This is a genomic window from Streptomyces sp. NPDC001514 (genome assembly GCF_053597075.1).
The window spans coordinates 50181-70019 of the sequence record NZ_JBSFHO010000010.1 but is presented as its reverse complement, the minus strand read 5'-3'; the positions used below and the strand labels follow the sequence as shown (position 1 = coordinate 70019).

Genomic DNA, 19839 nt, shown 5'->3' with positions numbered 1-19839 from the left:
GCCAGTAACCTGCGCCGCACCTGCCTCTCCGAGGAGCATCCCTGCCGCCCGGGCAGAACGGCAACGCGACCCTCGCCGACATCCTCGCCCACCAGATACTCGGCACCCGTCCCGCCCACAGCTCCGACCAACTGGCCCGCTACAACGCGCTGGTGGGCGGCTACGGCGGTCCCACGGACGCCAAGCTGACCGACTTCTTCAACGACGCCTCCTTCGGCGTCCCGTCCGACCAGGTCGAATCCGTGGCCACGCCGTGTCCGGACGTCACGATCACGCGGGACAGGAGGACCGGCGTCCCGCACATCAAGGGCACCACCCGGTACGGGACGGAGTTCGGCGCCGGATACGCCGCCGGCCAGGACCGGCTCTGGATGATGGACCTCTTCCGGCACATCGGGCGCGGCGAGCTGACCTCGTTCGCCGGCGGCGCTCTCGCCAACCAGGGCCTGGAGCAGCAGTTCTGGCCGCAGGCCCCGTACACCGAGTCCGACTACGAGGCCAGATCGCCCGGATCCGCAGCGCCGAGGGGGCCCGCGGCGAACGGGCGATGGCCGACGCGCAGGCGTACGTCGACGGCATCAACGCCTACCGGCAGCAGTCCAAGGACGGCCGGTACTTCCCCGGCGAGTACGTGCTCACCGGCCATGTCGACTCGATCACCAACGTCGGCGAGATCCAGCCGTTCGGGCTCACCGACCTGATCGCCATCGCCTCCTGGTCGGCGGCCAGTTCGGCGGCGGCGGAGGCGGCGAGGTCCAGGCGGCCCTCTCGCTCCTCGCCGCCCAGCAGAAGCTGGTCGAGTTTCCCTCGCACCGCTAGGGGCACGCCCGGTACCCCGGGTGGGCCCGTGTGTCCGTCCTTCATCTCCGGACGGGCTCGGATGAGCCGTCCGGCGATGGACGCCGCGTCAGCGGGCCACCCGCCCCGCCGCCAGCACCACCTGGGCCAGCTCCGGGTGCAGGATGTCGCTGTGCGCCCCGGACGGCGGTCCGCCCCGCCGCACCACCGACGCCGCGTCGACGTTGACGCAGCCGCCCGACGGCAGCCCGTCCCGCAGCGCCGCCTCCAGCGCCAGCTGCCGCGTGCCCGCGACCGCCTGGATGCCGTCGTGCCCGACCGCCCACCACCGCTGATCGAGCCCGACGACGGTCGACGAGTCCCCGGCCATCCGCGACGCGAGCGGATAAATCACCCCGAGCGCGGTGTCATGCCGCGAGTAGCAGGCGACCACGGGGCCGTCGACCCGCGCCTGCATGTCCCGCAGGACCCCGCTGCGCCCCTTGTCGTGCGGCAGCGAGGGCGCGAAAGCGTAGTGCGAGAAGGCCCCTTGAAGGAGGGTCACCGACTTCACCGGCCGTGCACCGCCCGGCAGCCCGCGCAGCGCGAAGGCGACGAGCCGGGCACCCATGCTGTGCCCGACGAGATGGACCCGCAGGCCGGGGGAGGAGCGGGGCAGCTGCCCGAGCACCGGCCCGAGCCCACGCTCGCCGACCCTTCCCGCACGGCGCTTCATCGTGTAGTAGGTGGCCTGCCGCAGCACCTCCTTGGCGCCTTTCCAGAGCTTCTTCAGCCCACCGCCGATCGCGAGTGACGGCTCCTGCCCGTCGAGCGCCTCGGTGAAGAGTCGGCAGACCTCGACGGGATCCTCGTGGAGGAACGCCGGAACGCCGTCCCCGGCCGCGTCCCCGACGAGCCCCTCACTGGGCCCGACCGCCAATTCCCGTACGAGCGAGCCGAATTCGTCGAACGCCTCCCGCGAGTCCGGCTCCTCCCCGAGCAGTGTCGCCAGCCGCCCCAGCACCGGCTCCCGTCCCGGGAAGACTCCGGCGAGCGCGCCGAAGTCCGGAATCGGCTCGTCCGTGAACATCATCGAGGGCCACACCACTCCCGCATACCCCACGCGTGCGCCGGGCGGGAGCAGCCCCGGGAAGGGCTCGAAGAAGCGCGTGCAGAAACGGGTGGCCACCGACCGGGAGTTGTTCCACCCGTGGGCGAACATCACCAGATCGGTGACCGCGAGTTTCCCGAGGGCTTCGCCCTGGGCGGCGTCCGCGTCGCCGTCCGCGTCGAACGTGATCTCCCGGTACGGCGCGACACTCATCTCGTCCACGGGCGCGTCCCTTCCCCTCCACAGACCCTGTTCGCACAGGGTCCCGCGGCGGCGGAGAGACGGCCAGACCCGTGGCGTACACCCGTCAGAGCAACTCGGCGGCGGTGATCCGGCGGAGATGGACGAGCACCTCGTACGTCGTGGCGAGCCGCGCGGGCGCGTCGTCGCCCTCCCGGGGAATGGATCAAGCCTCTCGGCCGGCCATGTGGGAGAGGACACCGGACCCGTGGCGTGTGCCGGCGGGTCAGCCCGAGACGGTCTGCGCCCATTCCCGGGCGACGGTCTCCCTCGCCTCCTCCGTCTGCTCATCTGTGGGGAACTGCGGCGTCCCCTCGACCGTCGGGAGCTTCGCGGCGGCGGCCTTGTCGAGGGTGCCGTTCTCGGCCATCACGTCCATCAGGACCGGGCGGGCGTAGCCGTCGAGCCGGAGGTTCTGGCCCTCGTTGCTGAAGAGATACTCCTGCCACAGGCGGGCAGCCGCCGGGTGTGGGGCGTCCTTGTTGATCGCCACCGCGTAGTACTGGGCGAAGCTGCCGTCGAAGGGGATCGAGACCTGCCAGACCAGGCCCTTGCTGCGGAACCGCTCGGCGTAGCCGAGGTTGGAGAAGTCCCAGTCGATGCTGATGGGTGTCCGACGGTTCTCCACAGCGGTCGCGGTCGACTCGAGGGGGTTGAAGTTGCCCGCCTCCTTGAGCTTGGCGAAGAAGTCGAGACCGGGCTGGATGTCGTCGAACGAACCGTTGTTCGCCAGGGCGGCCGCGTACACGCCGGCGAAGCCGCTGCCGGACCGGGTGGGGTTGCCGTAGAGCGCGACCATGCCCTTGTAGTCGGGTTTCAGCAGGTCGGCGAAGGTCTGGGGACAGGTCTTGACGAGCTTGGCATCGCAGCCGATGGAGATGTAGCCGCCGTAGTTGTTGTACCAGCGGGCCTGCGGGTCCTTCTGGTTGCTCGGGATCGAGTCGTACGCGGCGACTCTGTACGGCGCGAGCAGGTTCTGCCGGGCTGCCGACCGCGCGAAGGTGTCCCCCAGGTCGAGCACGTCGGGGGCGTCGCGCCGGCCCCGGTTCTTCTTGATGGCGTCGATCTCGTCCTGGCTGTGGACCTCCGGATGGTCGACCGTGACCTTGATCCCGTACTTCTTCTCGAAGCCGTCGATCAGACCGCCGTAGTTGGCCCAGCCACTCGGAATCGCGATCGCCCGGAGCGTGCCCTCCTTTTTCGCCGCGGCGACCAGTGCGTCCATGCCGCCCGCGTTCTCGGCGGAGGTGGCCACCGACGGCTTCTGGGGAGTTGCGGTCGGTGTCTCGCCGCAGGCGCTCATGACCAGTGCCGCGAGGGCGAGACAGCCGGAGACGGCCGCTGCTCGGGCACGAGGTGCAGTCACGACGGCTCCAGGAGACGAGCGATACAGGAACGAGCGGTCATCACCGATGGACATCTGGTGGAGAGCCGCGGTACTCGAGCCTGCACACATTCGGTCCGACCGGCCGCCCGCCGCATCACGCGGTACGGAGTGCCGGGCCCTCCGCTGTGCCTCCCTGGTCTACTGGGCTGGTGAAGCACTCATCGAGGCCAGGGTACTCGGCCACGTCGACGGCGGAGTGCCGCTCGCTGAGGCCTGGGACCGCGCCCCACCCGCTGGGACCAGCGGAACGATCGAGGGCCGGAAGCCGTGCCCGGGCCGGTGAGGCGCCCCGGACGGCCCGCCGCGCGGCGACTGCACGATCACCCTCACAACACCGTGTCGTCCCATTGGGCGAGCAGGATCTCGTCGAGGCCTTCCGCCGCCGGTGTGGCGCCGTTGCGGAGGGATTGTTCGGTCCAGATGACTTTGCCGGTGGGCGTGTAGCGCGTGCCCCAGCGCTCGGCGAACTGTGCGACGAGGAAGAGTCCGCGGCCGCCCTCATCGGTGGCCTTGGCCCGGCGCAGGCGGGGTGAGGTGCTGCTGCCGTCGGAGACCTCGCAGATCAGGGTGCGGTCGCGGAGCAGACGTACGGCGATGGGCTCGGTGCCGTAGCGGATGGCGTTGGTGATCAGCTCGCTGAGGATGAGCTCGGCGGTGAAGGCGATCTGCCCCAGGCCCCAGTCCTCCAGCCGACGGACGCAGGCGGTGCGAACCGGGGCCACCGCCGCCGGGTCACGGGGCACGTCCCACTCGGCGACCTGGGCGGCGTCGAGCCGGCGGGTGCGTGCCACCAGCAGCGCGATGTCATCCCTCGGGCGGCCGGGCAGCATGGCCTCGATCACCCCGGCGCAGGTGGACTCCGGGGTGCAGTCGGGCCCGGCCAGGGCATCACCCAGGGCCTCCAGTCCGGCGTCCGGGCCGCGGTCGCGGTCCTCGATCAGCCCGTTGGTGTAGAGCACCAGCCGGGAACCCTCGGGCACGGTCAGCTCGGCGCTCTCGAAGGGCAGGCCGGCAGCCAGGCCCAGCGGCGGGGAGATCGGCACCGGGGGGAAGGCCACGGTTCCGTCGGGGTGGACCACAGCCAGCCCCGGATGGCCGGCGGTGGCGACGGCCACCTGCCCGGAGGCGGGATCGTAGACGGCGTACTGACAAGTGGCCCCGGTGATCCCCTGCCCGTCCTCCCCGGCGGAGGCCTCGTCGGCGTCGATGTGGGCCACCAGCTCGTCCATGCGACTCAGCAGCTCTTCCGGAGGCATGTCCAGGGTGGAGAAGTTGTGGACGGCGGTACGCAGCCGGCCCATGGTGGCCGAGGCGTGCAGGCCGTGGCCGACGACATCGCCGACCACCAGGGCCACCCGTGCACCGGACAGCGGGATGACGTCGAACCAGTCCCCGCCCACACCGGCCCGGGCCGGCAGGTAGCGGTAGGCCACCTCAAGGGCGTTCTGATCGGGCAGCCCGCGGGGCAGCAGGCTGCGCTGCAGGGTGACGGCCATGGTGTGCTCGCGGGTGTAGCGGCGGGCGTTGTCGATGCACACCGCTGCCCGGGCGGCCAGCTCCTCGGCGAAGGACACGTCCTCCTCTTCGAACGACGGGGAGGCATCCGCCCGCCAGAAGTTCGCCGCCCCGAGCACCGCCCCCCGGGCCCGCAGCGGGACCACGAGCAGGGAGTGGATGCCCTGGTCCAGAACTCTCCGGGTACGTTCGGGGTCCTGGGCCCGCCAGCCCTCGGAGGTGCTCAGGTCCCCCACAAGGGCCGCTCGCCCGCCGGCCACCCCGGCGGCGATGGGATTGGTGGCGACGAACCGGATCAGCTCGCCGATGGGGTAGAGGGAATGCTCCCCCTCCCGGGCGACGACGGCGGTGCGGCGCATCTCGGTGCTCCTGCCGGACGGCTCCTCGCCACGCAGGACCGGGTCCAGGAGCTCGACGGTGACGATGTCGGCGAACCGGGGGACCGCCACCTCCGCAAGTTGCTCAGCGGTGCGCGTGACATCCAGGGTGGTCCCGATCCGCACCCCGGCGTCGTGGAGCAGTTTCAGCCGTTCGTGGGCCACCTCGGCCCTCCCGGAGAGTGCCAGCAGCTCGGTGGTGTCCCGCAGCGTCACCACGCTGCCGGCCGGCCCGTGGGGGTCGGTGAGCCGCTTGTTGACCGCCAACAGCCGGTCGGCCGCGAGGTGTACCTCGTCGGTGGCCGGGCGATCGGAGGCCAGCAGCTCGGCAAGGTCAGCCTCCAGCCCCAGACCGGTCACGTGGCGCTGCTCCGCGTCCGCCGGCAGGCTCAGCAGCCGTCGGGCCTCGTCGTTGGCCAGCAGCAGTCGGCCGTCACCCCCGATGATCAGCACCCCCTCCCGCACCGCGTGCAGGACCGCGTCGTGGTGCTCGTACATCCGGGTCATCTCGGCCGGGCGGAGGCCATGGGTCTGCCGCAGCAACCGACGGCTCACCAGGCCGGCCCCACCTGCGGCGAGGGCAAGAGCCCCGGCTGCGCCCCCGAACAGGAACGGCAGCATCTGGTTCACCCTCTGCTGCACGTTCCCGACCGTGACGGGGGAGGAGACGACGGCGACAACCGAGCCGTCGGCGTCCGTGACGGGAACCGCCGAGACCACGGAGGGCCCCAGGGACCCTTGGAAGGTTCTGGTGAAGGGCTTGCCGGCCGCCGCCTCCGCGTAGGGGCCGATAACGTGTTTCCCGATCTGATCCGGGTCGCTGTGGGTGAGGGTGATGCCGTCCAGCCTGTACACGATGATGGCATCGACGCCTGCCGCCTTCCGGGCCGCCTCGGCGCCCGGCTGCAGCACCCCGGTCGGGTCGGGACCGTCCAATGCCGTCACGATCCCCGGGGAGTTCGCGAACGTCTGGGCCGCGGCGAGCGTCCGCTGCCGGGCATCCGCCAGGCTGTCGTGCCGAGCCTGCACCACGAGAGCCACCAGCGCGGCGCCGACGAGCAGCACCACGACCGGCAGCTGCAGCAGAAACACCTGGCCGGCGAGGCTGTGCACGCTCAGCAGCGACCGCAAGCGCCGCAGCAGACCCAAAACCCCGCACATGAACCATTTCTATCGCTTTCGGGTGCTGATCGGGGTGACCGGCTGCGCTGGTCCCGCTGGCGCACACCCTCCGGCCTGGCGCACACCCTCCGGCGGCCACGGCATACCCACAGCGGCCGTCACCCCGATGCAGCCGGGGGAGAACCCACGGTCAGCGGTACAAGGGGAACCCCGGTCAGTGGTACGACAAGTACCCCTTCCGCACGGCCCGGAAAGCCGCGAGGTCCTGCTCCCAGGCCCCCACGACCTCGTCCGTGCCCGCCCCCGCGTCGATCAGCGTGCGCACCCGCGTGGACCCGGTGAGCTTGTCGATCCAGTTGTCGGGCCGCCACGCGAAGCCGCTCCAGCTGCGCCTCGCCGTGACCAGCAGGCCGATCCCGGTGCGCACCGGGTCGTACATCTCCCGGTCGTGGACGTGCACCTGCACGCCGCCGACCGTCTTCCCCTGGAACTTGGAGAAGGTCGGGGCGAAGTACGCCTCGCGGAACCGCACGCCGGGCAGCTCCAGGGCGTTCGCCGCCTCCGCCCACGCGCGGTCGACGCCCTCCGCGCCGAGCAGCTCGAACGGGCGGGTCGTCCCCCGCCCCTCCGACAGGTTCGTGCCCTCGAACAGGCAGGTCCCGGAGTAGACGAGAGCAGTGTCGGGCGTCGGCATGTTCGGGCTCGGCGGCACCCAGGGCAGCCCGGTCGTGTCGTAGAAGTCGCGGCGCCGCCACCCCGACATCGGCACGGTCTCCAGCTCCACCGGCCGGGTCAGGAACTCGCCGTTGAAGAGCCGGGCCAGTTCGACGACGGTCATGCCGTGCGCCTGTGCGATGGGCTCGCGGCCCACGAAGGTCGCGAACGCCCTGTCCAGGACCGGACCGAGCGCCGCCCGCCCCGTGACCGGATTCGGCCGGTCGAGGACGACGAAACGCTTCCCCGCGAGCGAGGCCGCCACCATGCAGTCGTACAGCGTCCAGATGTACGTGTAGAAGCGGGCGCCCACGTCCTGGATGTCGAAGACGATCGTGTCGACGCCGGACGCGGTGAAGACGTCCGCGAGCGGCTGCCCGCTCTTCAGATACGTGTCGTAGACCGGCAGCCCGGTGGCCGGGTCGTCGTAGCGCCCCTCGGAGCCGCCCGCCTGGGCGGTGCCGCGGAAGCCGTGCTCGGGGCCGAAGACGGCGACCAGGTTCACGCGGTCGTCGGCGTGCATGACGTCCACGATGTGCCGGGCGTCGTGCGTGATGCCGGTCGGGTTGGTGACGACGCCGACCCGCTCGCCGGACAGCAGCCCGTACCCGTCGGCGGCGAGCCGCTCGAAGCCGGTGCGGACCCGACTCCGGCCGTCCCGCGCCACGGCGGGCGTGGCAGCGGCCGCCAGGGCGCCGACCGCGCCTCCCGCCGCGAGCAGACCCCGTCTGGACAGGCTCACCGCACCACCTCCGTGATCGCTGCATCTGTCATGAGCACGCACGCTAGCGTGCGTCCGGGCCGTGCGGAACGAGCCGGACAGGGTCGTTCGCGCCGCACGGCGGTTTGCGCCCTCCCCTTCCGTAGTACATACCGACTGGTTAGTCTGCCGTGTGGAGTGAGCCGCGACGGAGAGGCAGGTCCCATGAGTACGGTGCAGGGCGCGAACGTGGTGGTCACGGGCGCGGGCGGGGGCATCGGGGCCGCCCTCGCCCGCCGGTTCGTCGCGGAGGGCGCACGGGTTGTCGTCAACGACATCGACCCCGGCAGGACCAAGGCGATCGCCGACGAGATCGGCGCCACCCCGCTCCCCGGCGACGCATCGGCCGTCGTGGACGAGGCACGCGACGCGCTCGGCGGCACCGTCGACGTCTACTGCGCCAACGCCGGGCTCGCCTCGCCCGGGGACGCGTTCGCCGACGAGGACGTCTGGGCGGCCGCCTGGGACGTCAACCTCATGGCCCATGTCCGTGCCGTGCGCACCCTGCTCCCCGGCTGGCTGGAGCGCGGCAGCGGCCGCTTCGTCTCCACGGTCTCGGCGGCCGGACTGCTCACGATGATCGGCGCCGCGCCGTACAGCGTCACCAAACACGGGGCCGTCGCCTTCGCCGAGTGGCTCTCGCTGACGTACCGTCACCGCGGCCTCAAGGTCCACGCCATCTGCCCGCAGGGCGTCCGTACGGACATGCTCACCGCCGCCGGATCGGCCGGCGAACTCGTCCTCGGCCCCACCGCCATCGAGCCCGAGGACGTCGCCGACGCCCTCTTCGAGGGCATGGAGGCCGACCGCTTCCTGATCCTCCCGCACCGCGAGGTCGCCGGCTACTACCAGGCCCGCGCCACCGACACCGACCGCTGGCTGTCCGGGATGAACCACATCCAGCAGAAGTGGGAAGGAGCGGGCGCGTGACCGGACCGAGGTCACAGACCGGGTCGGTCTACGCCGCAAAGCCCTGGCTCGGCCAACTCACGGAGTACGTCAGCCTTCGCCCGGGCGCGTCCGTGGACCCCGATGAGCCGGCCGATTACTGCGAGGAGCGGCCGGCCGCGTACAAGTACCCACGGCAGGTCGTGGTCCTGGAGGAGCTCCCCAGGACGACAAGTGGGAAGATCCTCAGGCGGGAACTGCGTTCCCGGGCATGACACGGCTCCGAGAAGACGATCCGAGCGAAAGGCGGGTGGCGGCAATGGCCAGGACGACGGACGGGAACGGCACTCCCGTCCCCCAGAGGCTGCTGGCCGCCGCCACCCGGCTCTTCGCCGAGCAGGGGTACGACCGCACGTCCGTCCAGGAGATCGTCGAGGCGGCGGGCGTCACCAAGGGCGCCTTGTACCACTACTTCGGCTCCAAGGAGGACCTCCTCCAGGAGGTCTACTCCCGTGTGCTGCGGCTGCAGCAGGAGCGCCTCGACGCCTTCGCGGAGGCGGACGCCCCGGTCGAGGAGCGGCTGCGGGACGCGGCCGCCGACGTCGTCGTGACCACGATCGAGAACCTCGACGACGCCTCGATCTTCTTCCGGTCCATGCACCACCTCAGCCCGGAGAAGAACAAGCAGGTCCGCGCCGAGCGCAGGCGCTATCACGAGCGCTTCCGGGCGCTCATCGAGGAGGGGCAGCGCAGCGGGGTGTTCTCCGACGCGACCCCCGCGGACCTGGTCGTGGACTACCACTTCGGCTCGGTCCACCACCTGTCCACCTGGTACCGCCCGGACGGGCCGCTCACGCCGCAGCAGGTCGCCGATCACCTCGCCGACCTGCTGCTGCGTGCTCTGCGCCCGTAGGGGGTGCTCGGGGATCCTGCCGGGCTCGCGTGCCTGATCCGGCCTGATCCACAAGACACCCCCCTGGCCCGGCTACAGGTGCTGCTTCAGCTCCTGCCGGGCCAGCGACCGCTGGTGCACCTCGTCCGGGCCGTCCGCCAGCTTCAGCGTCCGCGCCGCCGCCCACAGTTCGGCCAGCGGGAAGTCCTGGCTGACGCCGCCGGCGCCGTGCACCTGGACCGCCTTGTCGAGGATGTCCACGACCGCGCGCGGCGTGGCGATCTTGATGGCCTGGATCTCGGTGTGGGCGCCGCGGTTGCCGACCGTGTCCATCAGCCACGCGGTCTTCAGCACCAGCAGCCGCAACTGCTCGACCGTGACCCGGGCGTCCGCGATCCAGGCCTGCACCACACCCTGCTGGGCGATCGGCTTGCCGAAGGCGGTACGGGACACGGCCCTGCGGCACATCAGCTCGATGGCCCGCTCGGCCATGCCGATCAGCCGCATGCAGTGGTGGATACGGCCCGGGCCGAGGCGAGCCTGGGCGATCGCGAAGCCGCCGCCCTCCTCGCCGATCAGGTTCGACGCCGGTACGCGGACGTTGTCGAAGACGACCTCGGCGTGGCCGCCGTGCAGATGGTCCTCGTATCCGTACACCTGCATCGCGCGGCGGACCTCGAGGCCGGGGGTGTCGCGCGGGACGAGGATCATCGACTGCTGGCGGCGGATGTCGGAGCCGTCCGGGTCGGTCTTGCCCATGACGATGAAGATCCGGCAGTTGGGGTTCATCGCCCCGGAGATGTACCACTTGCGGCCGTTGATGACGTAATCGTCGCCATCGCGCTGGATCCGCGTCTCGATGTTGGTCGCGTCCGACGAGGCCACCTCGGGCTCGGTCATCGCGAAGGCCGAGCGGATCTCACCCGCCAGCAGCGGCTCCAGCCACTGCTTCTTCTGCTCGTCGGAGCCGAACAGGGTGAGCACCTCCATGTTGCCCGTGTCCGGCGCCGCGCAGTTCAGCGCGGTGGGTGCCAGATGCGGGGAGCGGCCGGTGATCTCGGCGAGCGGCGCGTACTGGAGATTGGTCAGCCCGGCCCCGTACTCCGCGTCGGGGAGGAAGAGGTTCCACAGACCCTGCTTGCGGGCCTCGGCCTTGAGGTCCTCGATGACCGCCGGGGTGTCCCACGGGGACGCGAGCCGAGCGTGCTGCTCGTGGGCGACCGCCTCGGCCGGGTACACGTACTCGTCCATGAAGGCGAGGAGCCTTGCCCGCAGCTCCTCGGTGCGCGCGTCGAATGCGAAGTCCATGGGTGGGATCAGCCTTCCTGAAGGGTGGTGAGGCCGTGCTCGATGAAGACGGGGACGAGCTCGCCGATGCGGTCGAAGCCGGCGCCGACGGTCTGGCCGAGCGTGTAGCGGTAGTGGATGCCCTCGAGGATCACGGCGAGCTTGAACCACGCGAACGCCGTGTACCAGGAGATGGCGGAGGTGTCGCGGCCGGAGCGGGCGGCATAACGCTCGATCAGCTCCTGCGGATCCGGGTGGCCGGGGGCGCCGGCCGTCGTGCTCACGGGGGACTCGGGCACGTCGAGCTTCCGGCTGTACATCACCAGCAGCCCGAGGTCGGTGAGCGGGTCGCCGAGCGTGGACATCTCCCAGTCGAGGACCGCCTTGATCCGGTCGTCGTCACCGATCAGGACGTTGTCGAGCCGGTAGTCACCGTGGATGACGGTGGGTGCCGGCGACTCCGGGAGTGCGCGGCCGAGGGCGGCGTGCAGCTCGTCGATGCCCGCGAGCTCGCGGTTGCGGGAGGCGTCGAGCTGCTTGCCCCAGCGGCGCAACTGCCGGTCGAGGAAGCCCTCGGGCCGGCCGAAGTCGCCGAGGCCCACGGACTCCGGGTCCACGGCGTGCAGTTCGACGAGCGTGTCGACGAGACCGAGGACGGCGTGCCGGGTGCGCTCGGGGCCGAGCGGGGCGAGCTGTTCGGCCGTGCGGTACGGGGTGCCCTCGACGAACTCCATGACGTAGAAGGGCGCGCCGAGCACGGACTCGTCCTCGCACAGCAGCACGGGCTTCGGCACCGGCACCGCCGTGGGGTGGAGCGCGTCGATGACCCGGTGCTCGCGCTTCATGTCGTGCGCGGTGGCGAGAACGTGGCCGAGCGGGGGCCGGCGGACCACCCACTGGCCCGTGCCGTCGCTGACGACGTAGGTGAGGTTCGACCGGCCGCCCTGGATGAGCCGGGCGCTGAGCGGTCCGCTCACCAGGCCCGGCCGCTCGCGGTCGAGGAAGCCGCGCAGCTGCTCGGGGTCGAGGCCTGGGGGGTGGACTGAGCTCATCGGGGGCACCTCCGGTGGGGCGGCTGTCGGTTCCCGCCCATGATGACCGACCAGTCGGTATGTCGTCCAGGGTGTTGCGGGAAAGCCGGCTCCACTCTCTGGCCGTTGGATCGCATTCCTGAATACAGTTCACGTATGGATACAGCCTTGCTCATCGACACGGTCCGGCTCACCCCGATCCTCATGGCCGATCCACCGCTCCTCAACACCCAGGGCGTCCACCAGCCGTACACCCCGCGTCTCATCGTGGAGGTCGTCACCCGAGGCGGAGTGACAGGCGTGGGCGAGACCTACGGCGACGGGAAGTACCTCGACCTCGCCCGCCCGCTCGCCGATGTGCTGCCCGGCCACTCGGTCACCGATCTGAACGGGCTCTTCGGCCTCGCGGAGACCGTGTGCGGCGATTCACGGGCCGCCGACGAGCGCGTCGACGCGGGCGGACTGCGGGGCGTCCAGACCGCCGACAAGCTCCGGCTCTCGGTCGTCTCCGGCTTCGAGGTCGCCTGCCTGGACGCGCTCGGCAAGACACTCGGACTGCCCGTGCACGCCCTCCTCGGCGGCAAGGTGCGCGACTCCGTCGACTACAGCGCGTATCTCTTCTACCGCTGGGACGCCCATCCGCACGGCGGGGAGACGGACGACTGGGGCGCCGCGCTCGACCCGGTGGGTGTCGTCGCACAGGCCCGGCGCTTCGAGCGCGAGCACGGCTTCACGTCCTTCAAGCTCAAGGGGGGCGTTTTCGAGCCCGACGAGGAGATCGCGGCGGTCCGGGCACTCGCCGAGGCCTTCCCCGGCCGGCCGCTGCGCCTCGACCCCAACGGCGCCTGGTCCGTGAAGACTTCGCTGTACGTCGCCGCACAGCTGCGGGACGTCCTCGAGTACCTGGAGGACCCGGCGAGCGGCACGGACCGCATGGCCGAGGTCGCGGCGGGCACCGATGTGCCGCTGGCGACCAACATGTGCGTGACGACCTTCCCCGAGATCCCCGACGCCTTCGCGCGCGACGCCGTGCAGATCGTGCTCTCCGACCACCACTACTGGGGCGGACTGCACAGAACCCGCGAACTGGCCGCGATCTGCCGGACGTACGGTGTCGGTCTCTCGATGCACTCCAACACGCATCTGGGGATCAGCCTCGCCGCGATGACGCATGTCGCCGCGACGGTCCCGGGCCTGCAGCACGCCTGCGACAGCCACTACCCCTGGCAGACCGAGGACGTCATCACCACCCGCCACACCTTCGAGCGCGGCCGGCTGACCGTCTCCGACGCGCCGGGCCTCGGCGTCGAACTCGACCGGGAGCGGCTGGCCGCGCTGCACCGGCGCTGGCTGGAAGACGACGGCACGATGCGCGAACGCGACGACGCGGCGGCGATGCGCGTATCCGACCCGGGGTGGCGCACCCCGCCGGTACCCCGCTGGTAGCGGTGGGCCTCGCCGGGCCCTGCCCCCGGAGCCCCGTTCGCGCCGCCCTGCGTGCGGGGCGACGGGGCGGGCGCTGCCGCCCAGTGGCCCGGGTGTCCGTCCTCAAGCGCGGACGCGCTTGGTGCGCCGGAGGTACCGCCCGGCCGGCCGGTGTGCCCGTCCTCACATGCCGGACGGGCTGCACAGAGGCCCCGCTGGGAGTGCCCCACACCGGCGTCCGGGGGACGGACAGAGGGCTCCCCCCGGTCGGGGTCCGGGCGGAGCCCTAGAAGGGGGCGGGGCGCAGCCAGTAGTGAGGTGGCCCCACGCACACAGGCGTGGGCGGATCGAGGCGCCGGGGGTTTCGGGGGCGCAGGCACCAAGAACGGGGTGTGGGGCGGAGCCCCGGAAAGGGGGCCTGGGGCGGGCCCCCGTGATCGGGTCCCCCAGGTCCGCCAGGGCGTAGGGGGCAGGGATTCGGGGGCGTGCCCCCCGAGAACGGGGCCCGGGGGCGGAGCCCCCGGTTCGGGAAGGGGCGGGGTGGGGGAGCGTCACGCGTGGCACGCCACCGGCATGCCCCCGTTCATCACCGTCATGTCCCCGACGACCGTGACCAGGTCCAGCGGCGAGCCCTCCGCACACCCGTCCAGCTCGGCGTACGCGCGGTGCAGGTTGGCCACCAGCCGCTCGCTCTCCCGCAGTTCGGCGAACTCCCCGAGGTCCGCGCCCCTGGCCGTCTCCAGAGGCGTCAGCCCCTTCGCGCGGCCGGTCTCGGCGAGTTCGGCGACGTACCGCAGATAGCGCTCGGTCGCGTCGTACGCCGACGGGTCGCCGACGGGGCCGTGGCCCGGGACGACGGTCCCGGCGTCCAGCGAGCGCAGCAGTTCCAGCGCGCGCAGCGACCCGGCCAGCGAGCCCATCGGGATGAACGGCGTACCGCCGTTGAAGATCAGGTCGCCGGTGAAGACGATCCCGTGCTCCGGGAGATGCACGATCGTGTCGCCCACCGTGTGCGCCACGCCCGGGTGAATCAGCCGGACCTCCGTCCCGCCCGCCCGGAGCGTGAGGCGCTCGCTGTACGTCATGTCCGGCGCGGTGATCGCGATGTCGCCGAAGTCGGTCTCCGGCCAGATGAGATGGAGCTGGTGCCCGGCGGCCAGCACCTCCTGTCGGCACGCCTCATGGCCGACGACGGTCGCCTCCGGTGCGAAGACCGCGTTGCCGTAGGTGTGGTCCCCGTGGTGATGCGTGTTGACCAGCGTCCGCGGCAGCGGAGCGCCGGTCGCGAGCAGCGTCTCGCGCAGCAGCCGGGCGCGTCGCTCGGTGGCGGCGGTGTCGACGAGGAGCGTGGACTCCCCGTCACTGACGAATCCGGCGTTGTTCAGACACCAGCCGCCGTCGGGCTGCACATACGCGTGCACGGTGGGCGCGAGCTGGACGGTGTACGGATCGGTGGCAGGCACCGCGGTCCCCCCGGGAGAGTGGTCGAACTGACGGGGGAAGACTGCCAGTCGGCCGCCCCGGGGGGAAGGGCGGTCAGTGGTCGTCCCAGTGCCCGTCGTGCGCGGCGTGGCGGTGACCGTCATGGACGTAGTCGACGTGGTCCCCGTGGGTGACCGCGGTGTGCCCGCAGCCCTCGCCGTGCTGATGGCTGTGCTCGCCGTGGGTGACATGGCCGCCCGGCTCGCACTCGTCCCAGTGACCCTGGTGCGAGCGGTGCAGATGGCCGTCGTGCGCGTAGTCGATGTGGTCGCCGTGCACGATCTCGGTGTGCCCGCAGGCCGGTCCGTGGGTGTGCTCGTGGGTGGGGTGCTCCTGGTGGAGAACGGTCATGTCGCTCACCTTCGAGGTGTCCAGGGTGTCCAGTGTGTCCAGGGTGGTTCCGACCCCGCTCACGCTAGTCCGGAATAACCGTTTCCTCATGGTTTCCCCGGCGTGCCACGGTAAAGGTCTCCCCGCACTCCTCCGGCCGACGGCGGACACTCCGCGTCCCCCGGGGCGGCCCGTCCGGCTTGCGCGAGCCCCGGGCGCGCCGGAGGGTCGGAGCATGAAGGCGATCAGCTACCGCCGCTACGGCGGTCCCGAGGTCCTGGAGTACGGCGAACTCCCGGAGCCGAAGGTCGGCCCGGACCACGTCCTGGTCAAGGTGCGGGCGGCGGCCGTCAACCCGGTCGACTGGAAGTGCCGCGAGGGCCATATGGACGGGCTCGTCGACACCGTCTTTCCCGTGATCCCCGGCTGGGACGTGTCCGGGGTCGTCGTCCAGCCAGGGCTGTCCGTGCCCGAGTTCGCCGTCGGGGACGAGGTCATGGGCTACGTCCGCGAGGACTTCCTGTCCCGCGGCACCTTCGCCGAGTACGTCGCGGCCCCGGTCCGTACCCTCGCCCGCAAGCCCCGCAACCTGAGCTTCGAGGAGGCGGCAGGGATGCCGCTGGCCGGACTCACGGCGTACCAGGTGCTCACGCAGGCGCTGGGCGTCAGGCAGGGCGACACGATCCTCGTGCACGCCGCGGCCGGCGGGGTCGGATCCATGGCCGTACAGCTCGCCCACCACTTCGGCGCCCGCGTGATCGGCACCGCGAGCGAACCGTCACACGAGCATCTGCGCGACCTGGGCGCGGAGCCTGTGACGTACGGTGAGGGGCTCGTCGAGCGGGTACGGGCCCTCGCGCCCGACGGTGTTCAGGCGATCTTCGACACGATCGGCGGCGACACGCTCGCGCTCTCCCCGGAGCTGCTGGCCACGGGCGGCCGGCTCGCCTCCATCGCCGACCCGGCGGTCACCACGCTCGGCGGGCGCTATGTCTTCGTACGGCCCAACACCGCCGATCTCTACCGGCTGAGCGAGCTCGCCGAGGAGGAGGTCATCGAGGTCCACGTGGCCCGCAGCTTCCCGCTCGAGAAGGCCGCGGACGCCCAGCGGCTCAGCCAGGAGGGTCACACCCACGGAAAGATCGTCGTCACCGTCGACTGGGAGAGCTGAGCACCTGCCCCCGGGATCCGCGCGTCACCACACGTGGCACCACACGCCTCACCACACGTGGCACCGCACATGTCACCACACGATCGCGACGGCGAACGCGGCCAGCGCGAGCGTGCACAGAGTAGCGGCGATGGCCTGACCCAGCGGCATCACGCCCGGCGGCCGCCCGGCACTCATCGCACCGATGCGCAGGTGCGCCACGGACAGAAACCCCAGCCACACCAGCACGCTCAGCGCCAGGGCGACCACATCGCCCGCGGTGACGTCCTCGTGGTGCACGACCTGCCGCCCCGCGAGCACCGCGACCACCGTGAACGCCAGCGTCGTACGCCGCCACGCCAGCCGGGTCCGTTCCGGCTGCAGTCCGGGATCCCGGGCCTCCGCCGTGCTCACCCGCGGCCCCAGGCCACGACCACCACCATGGCGACCGACACGGCGCCCACGACCAGCGCCAGCACCGTCGGAAAGCGCGACACGGGCAGATCCTCACCGCGCCGCATGGCCCGCTCGCACCGCACCCAGTGATTGACGGCCCGCAGGGCACACAGCACGCCGGTCCCGATCAGCGCGAGCGACAGACCCACGCGGACGCCCCAACGCAGATCGGGCAGGAACTGGTCGACGGCGAAGCCGCCGGCGATCAGCGCGAGCGCGGTACGGAGCCAGGCCAGAAAGGTGCGCTCATTGGCGAGCGAGAAACGGTAGTCGGGGGTCTCGCCCTCCTCCCGGATCCGCTGCGGTGCCAACCAGAGCCGCAGGGTCTGTACGAAATCGCTCACGCGTCGCACCCTACCTGCGGCGCTGTCGGTGCCGGCGGACAGCCGATCCCGCTCGCCCAGGGCATCACCGACGCCCAGGCCCAGGCGCCCGCCGACGCCCTTGCCGGGCGGGCTCAGCCGGGCGGGGCCGAGGACGCCCGGTAGGCGCGGAGCCGCTCGTACGCGACGAGGCCGTCCGGGACCCAGTCCCACTCTCCGAGGCGCGCCTCCAGTTCCTCCTCGGGCACGAAGGCGTGCCAGGCGACCTCCTCGGCCTGCGGGTTCACCGGCAGGTCGCAGCGGACCTCGTACACGGCCGACCACCAGGTCTGCCAGATCTGTCCCGGATCCGTCGCCGGCGCGTCGTAGAGGAACTTGAAGAGCGGGACGGGCCGGGGGAGCCCGGACACGCCCAGCTCCTCCTCGGCCTCGCGCAGCGCGGCGTCGTCGTACGACTCGCCCGCGCCGACGACCCCGCCGACGAACATGTCGTACAGGGAGGGGAAGACGAGCTTCGTCGGTGTGCGGCGATGGACGAAGATCCGGCCCTCGGCGTCGCGCGCCTGGATGAACACGCAGCGGTGGCGCAGGCCGCGCGCGTACGCCTCACCGCGCGGGGCCTGCCCGATGACCTCGTCGTTCTCGTCGACGATGTCGAGAATCTCGTCAGCGGGACTCGGAGCAGCACTCATACGGCCATGAAATCACCGGCCCCGAGGGGTCGGGCGCCCGCGGCTCGCTGCTGGTCGGTTCGTCCGAACGGTTGACGTGTTACTGCCGCGTACAGAAGATCGGAGCCACTGCAGACCACCGAGGCACCGAAGCCACCGAGGCCGCCGAACCGGGCCGCCGCTCCGAGAGGGACACCACCCATGGCGTACGACGCTGATGTCATCGTGATCGGAGCAGGGCTCGCCGGGCTCGTGGCCACCGCCGAACTCGTCGACGCGGGCCGCCGCGTGATCCTGCTCGACCAGGAGCCCGAGCAGTCGATCGGCGGGCAGGCCCACTGGTCCTTCGGCGGCCTCTTCTTCGTCGACTCGCCCGAGCAGCGCCGTATGCGCATCAAGGACAGCCGTGAGCTGGCGCTGCAGGACTGGTTCGGCACGGCCGGCTTCGACCGCGACGAGGACCACTGGCCGCGCCGCTGGGCCGAGGCGTACGTCGACTTCGCCGCCGGTGAGAAGCGGTCCTGGCTGCATGCGCAGGGCGTCCGCTTCTTCCCCGTCGTCGGCTGGGCGGAGCGCGGCGGGTACGACGCGAACGGGCACGGCAATTCGGTGCCGCGCTTCCACATCACATGGGGGACCGGGCCGGGGATCGTCGCACCGTTCGAACGGCGCGTCAGGGAGGGCGTCGCGCGCGGCCTCGTCGACCTGCGGTTCCGGCACCGGGTGACCGGCCTCGGACGGACCGCCGGAGCTGTCGACACCGTGACCGGCGAAGTCCTGGAGCCCTCCGAGGTCGAGCGGGGGAAGGCGAGCAGCCGGGAGGTCGCGGGCTCCTTCGAGCTACGCGCCCAGGCGGTGATCGTCACCTCGGGCGGCATCGGCGGGAACCACGACCTCGTACGCGCCCAGTGGCCGGAGCGGCTCGGCACGCCGCCCGAGAAGATGCTCTCCGGTGTTCCCGCGCATGTCGACGGGCTGATGCTCGGCATCGCGGAGGCGGCCGGCGCGCACCACATCAACCGCGACCGCATGTGGCACTACACCGAGGGCATCGAGAACTGGAACCCCATCTGGGCCCGGCACGGCATCCGCATCCTGCCGGGTCCCTCTTCGCTCTGGCTGGACGCGCGGGGGCGCCGGCTGCCCGTACCGCTCTTCCCCGGCTTCGACACGCTCGGGACGCTCGAGCACATCACGAAGTCCGGCTACGACTACACCTGGTTCGTGCTCGACCAGCGCATCATCGGCAAGGAGTTCGCGCTCTCCGGCTCCGAGCAGAACCCGGACCTGACCGGCAAGTCGGTGCGCGACGTCATCGGGCGGGCGCGGGCCGACGTGCCGGGCCCGGTGAAGGCGTTCATGGACAACGGGGTGGACTTCGTCGTCGAGAAGGACCTCGGCGCACTGGTGCGCGGCATGAACGCGCTCACCAAGGAGCCGCTCATCGACGAGGACGCGCTGCGCCGCGAAATCACCGCGCGCGACCGGGAGATCGCCAACCCCTTCACCAAGGACCTCCAGGTCACGGCGATCCGCGGCGCCCGCAAGTACCTCGGGGACAAGCTCATCCGCACGGCATCGCCGCACCGCATCCTCGACCCCAAGGCCGGGCCCCTCATCGCCGTGCGCCTCAACATCCTGACCCGCAAGTCCCTCGGCGGCCTGGAGACCGACCTCTCCTCACGCGTCCTCACGGCGGACGGCGAGCCGCTGCCGGGGATGTACGCGGCGGGCGAAGCGGCCGGCTTCGGTGGGGGCGGTGTCCACGGCTACCGCTCCCTCGAAGGCACCTTCCTCGGAGGCTGCATCTTCTCCGGGCGCGCGGCGGGCCGGGCAGCGGCCAAGGCGGTCTCCTGACGGGCGCGGCGCGGCGCGGCACGGCACACGCCAAGCCTGTCCGG

At 71.5% G+C, this 19839-nt stretch carries 16 protein-coding genes and 2 pseudogenes; 7 read left to right on the top strand and 11 right to left on the bottom strand.

The features are described from left to right. Positions 1-41 precede the first annotated feature (41 nt). Positions 42-792 (top strand): annotated as a pseudogene (locus tag ACWCXB_RS13370) (penicillin acylase family protein); the annotation flags it as partial. A 115-nt stretch (positions 793-907) separates the two neighbouring features. Here the strand turns inward: ACWCXB_RS13370 and ACWCXB_RS13365 are convergent. From ACWCXB_RS13365 to ACWCXB_RS13350, 4 genes are all read right to left on the bottom strand, one after another. Then, the gene (locus tag ACWCXB_RS13365; RefSeq protein ID WP_450722404.1) at positions 908-2101 is read right to left on the bottom strand and encodes a serine-threonine protein kinase; all 1194 of its coding nucleotides are present in this window, start codon (positions 2099-2101) and stop codon (positions 908-910) included. 253 nt (positions 2102-2354) lie between these two features. Beyond that, positions 2355-3494 carry an ABC transporter substrate-binding protein gene (locus tag ACWCXB_RS13360; RefSeq protein ID WP_450722201.1) on the bottom strand — a complete coding sequence of 380 codons (1140 nt, stop codon included), beginning with the start codon at positions 3492-3494 and terminating at the stop codon, positions 2355-2357. Between the two features lie 347 nt (positions 3495-3841). Further along, positions 3842-6568, bottom strand: a complete 2727-nt coding sequence (locus tag ACWCXB_RS13355; protein WP_450722199.1) for a SpoIIE family protein phosphatase — start codon at positions 6566-6568, stop codon at positions 3842-3844. Between the two features lie 175 nt (positions 6569-6743). After that, on the bottom strand, positions 6744-7985 hold the full coding sequence (locus tag ACWCXB_RS13350) for an exo-beta-N-acetylmuramidase NamZ family protein (protein WP_450722197.1): 1242 nt from the start codon (positions 7983-7985) through the stop codon (positions 6744-6746). Positions 7986-8168: 183 nt separating this feature from the next. Here ACWCXB_RS13350 and ACWCXB_RS13345 point away from each other — a divergent pair, with 183 nt between their 5' ends. The 3 genes and pseudogenes from ACWCXB_RS13345 to ACWCXB_RS13335 all read left to right on the top strand — a co-directional run bounded on the left by ACWCXB_RS13345 (position 8169) and on the right by ACWCXB_RS13335 (position 9804). Next, entirely contained in the window at positions 8169-8933 is a 765-nt protein-coding gene (locus tag ACWCXB_RS13345; protein ID WP_450722195.1) for an SDR family oxidoreductase, read from the top strand. 65 nt (positions 8934-8998) lie between these two features. Next, positions 8999-9166 (top strand): annotated as a pseudogene (locus tag ACWCXB_RS13340) (AMP-binding enzyme); the annotation flags it as partial. A gap of 44 nt (positions 9167-9210) precedes the next feature. Beyond that, a complete protein-coding gene (locus ACWCXB_RS13335; protein WP_450722193.1) occupies positions 9211-9804 on the top strand; it encodes a TetR/AcrR family transcriptional regulator in 594 nt (197 codons plus the stop codon). Between the two features lie 72 nt (positions 9805-9876). Here the strand turns inward: ACWCXB_RS13335 and ACWCXB_RS13330 are convergent, their stop codons facing one another. Together ACWCXB_RS13330 and ACWCXB_RS13325 are read right to left on the bottom strand one after the other, a co-directional pair. Beyond that, positions 9877-11091 carry an acyl-CoA dehydrogenase family protein gene (locus ACWCXB_RS13330; RefSeq protein ID WP_450722191.1) on the bottom strand — a complete coding sequence of 405 codons (1215 nt, stop codon included), beginning with the start codon at positions 11089-11091 and terminating at the stop codon, positions 9877-9879. Between the two features lie 8 nt (positions 11092-11099). Next, entirely contained in the window at positions 11100-12122 is a 1023-nt protein-coding gene (locus ACWCXB_RS13325; RefSeq protein WP_450722189.1) for a phosphotransferase family protein, read from the bottom strand. Between the two features lie 135 nt (positions 12123-12257). On the opposite strand from ACWCXB_RS13325, the gene ACWCXB_RS13320 reads away from it, so the two are divergent. Then, positions 12258-13547 (top strand): glucarate dehydratase family protein, encoded by a 1290-nt coding sequence (locus ACWCXB_RS13320; protein ID WP_450722187.1) that lies wholly within the window; start codon positions 12258-12260, stop codon positions 13545-13547. A gap of 530 nt (positions 13548-14077) precedes the next feature. Here ACWCXB_RS13320 and ACWCXB_RS13315 read toward each other — a convergent pair. Beyond that, entirely contained in the window at positions 14078-14989 is a 912-nt protein-coding gene (locus tag ACWCXB_RS13315) for an MBL fold metallo-hydrolase (protein WP_450722185.1), read from the bottom strand. A gap of 73 nt (positions 14990-15062) precedes the next feature. Next, a complete protein-coding gene (locus ACWCXB_RS13310; protein ID WP_450722402.1) occupies positions 15063-15359 on the bottom strand; it encodes a hypothetical protein in 297 nt (98 codons plus the stop codon). A 214-nt stretch (positions 15360-15573) separates the two neighbouring features. On the opposite strand from ACWCXB_RS13310, the gene ACWCXB_RS13305 reads away from it, so the two are divergent. Next, complete coding sequence (locus ACWCXB_RS13305; RefSeq protein ID WP_450722183.1) at positions 15574-16509, top strand: NADP-dependent oxidoreductase; 936 nt, start codon at positions 15574-15576, stop codon at positions 16507-16509. A 72-nt stretch (positions 16510-16581) separates the two neighbouring features. Here the strand turns inward: ACWCXB_RS13305 and ACWCXB_RS13300 are convergent, their stop codons facing one another. The 3 genes from ACWCXB_RS13300 to ACWCXB_RS13290 form a co-directional block, all read right to left on the bottom strand. After that, the gene (locus ACWCXB_RS13300; protein ID WP_450722181.1) at positions 16582-16902 is read right to left on the bottom strand and encodes a DUF202 domain-containing protein; all 321 of its coding nucleotides are present in this window, start codon (positions 16900-16902) and stop codon (positions 16582-16584) included. Further along, complete coding sequence (locus ACWCXB_RS13295) at positions 16899-17288, bottom strand: YidH family protein (RefSeq protein ID WP_450722179.1); 390 nt, start codon at positions 17286-17288, stop codon at positions 16899-16901. The genes ACWCXB_RS13300 and ACWCXB_RS13295 overlap by 4 nt, the downstream gene beginning before the upstream one ends. Before the next feature lie 113 nt (positions 17289-17401). Next, complete coding sequence (locus ACWCXB_RS13290) at positions 17402-17959, bottom strand: NUDIX hydrolase (RefSeq protein ID WP_450722177.1); 558 nt, start codon at positions 17957-17959, stop codon at positions 17402-17404. 180 nt (positions 17960-18139) lie between these two features. On the opposite strand from ACWCXB_RS13290, the gene ACWCXB_RS13285 reads away from it, so the two are divergent. Next, positions 18140-19795, top strand: coding sequence for an FAD-binding dehydrogenase (locus tag ACWCXB_RS13285; protein ID WP_450722175.1), 1656 nt, complete (start codon positions 18140-18142; stop codon positions 19793-19795). Positions 19796-19839: the final 44 nt, after the last annotated feature.

Bases quoted from the DNA above. Each gene is read 5' to 3' on its own strand.
- ACWCXB_RS13310 (WP_450722402.1), bottom strand. From the start codon at position 15,359: ATGACCGTTCTCCACCAGGAGCACCCCACCCACGAGCACACCCACGGA.
- ACWCXB_RS13330 (WP_450722191.1), bottom strand. From the start codon at position 11,091: ATGGACTTCGCATTCGACGCGCGCACCGAGGAGCTGCGGGCAAGGCTC.
- ACWCXB_RS13325 (WP_450722189.1), bottom strand. From the start codon at position 12,122: ATGAGCTCAGTCCACCCCCCAGGCCTCGACCCCGAGCAGCTGCGCGGC.
- ACWCXB_RS13345 (WP_450722195.1), top strand. From the start codon at position 8,169: ATGAGTACGGTGCAGGGCGCGAACGTGGTGGTCACGGGCGCGGGCGGG.
- ACWCXB_RS13365 (WP_450722404.1), bottom strand. From the start codon at position 2,101: ATGAGTGTCGCGCCGTACCGGGAGATCACGTTCGACGCGGACGGCGAC.
- ACWCXB_RS13285 (WP_450722175.1), top strand. From the start codon at position 18,140: ATGGCGTACGACGCTGATGTCATCGTGATCGGAGCAGGGCTCGCCGGG.
- ACWCXB_RS13320 (WP_450722187.1), top strand. From the start codon at position 12,258: ATGGATACAGCCTTGCTCATCGACACGGTCCGGCTCACCCCGATCCTC.
- ACWCXB_RS13355 (WP_450722199.1), bottom strand. From the start codon at position 6,568: ATGTGCGGGGTTTTGGGTCTGCTGCGGCGCTTGCGGTCGCTGCTGAGC.
- ACWCXB_RS13335 (WP_450722193.1), top strand. From the start codon at position 9,211: ATGGCCAGGACGACGGACGGGAACGGCACTCCCGTCCCCCAGAGGCTG.
- ACWCXB_RS13290 (WP_450722177.1), bottom strand. From the start codon at position 17,959: ATGAGTGCTGCTCCGAGTCCCGCTGACGAGATTCTCGACATCGTCGAC.
- ACWCXB_RS13305 (WP_450722183.1), top strand. From the start codon at position 15,574: ATGAAGGCGATCAGCTACCGCCGCTACGGCGGTCCCGAGGTCCTGGAG.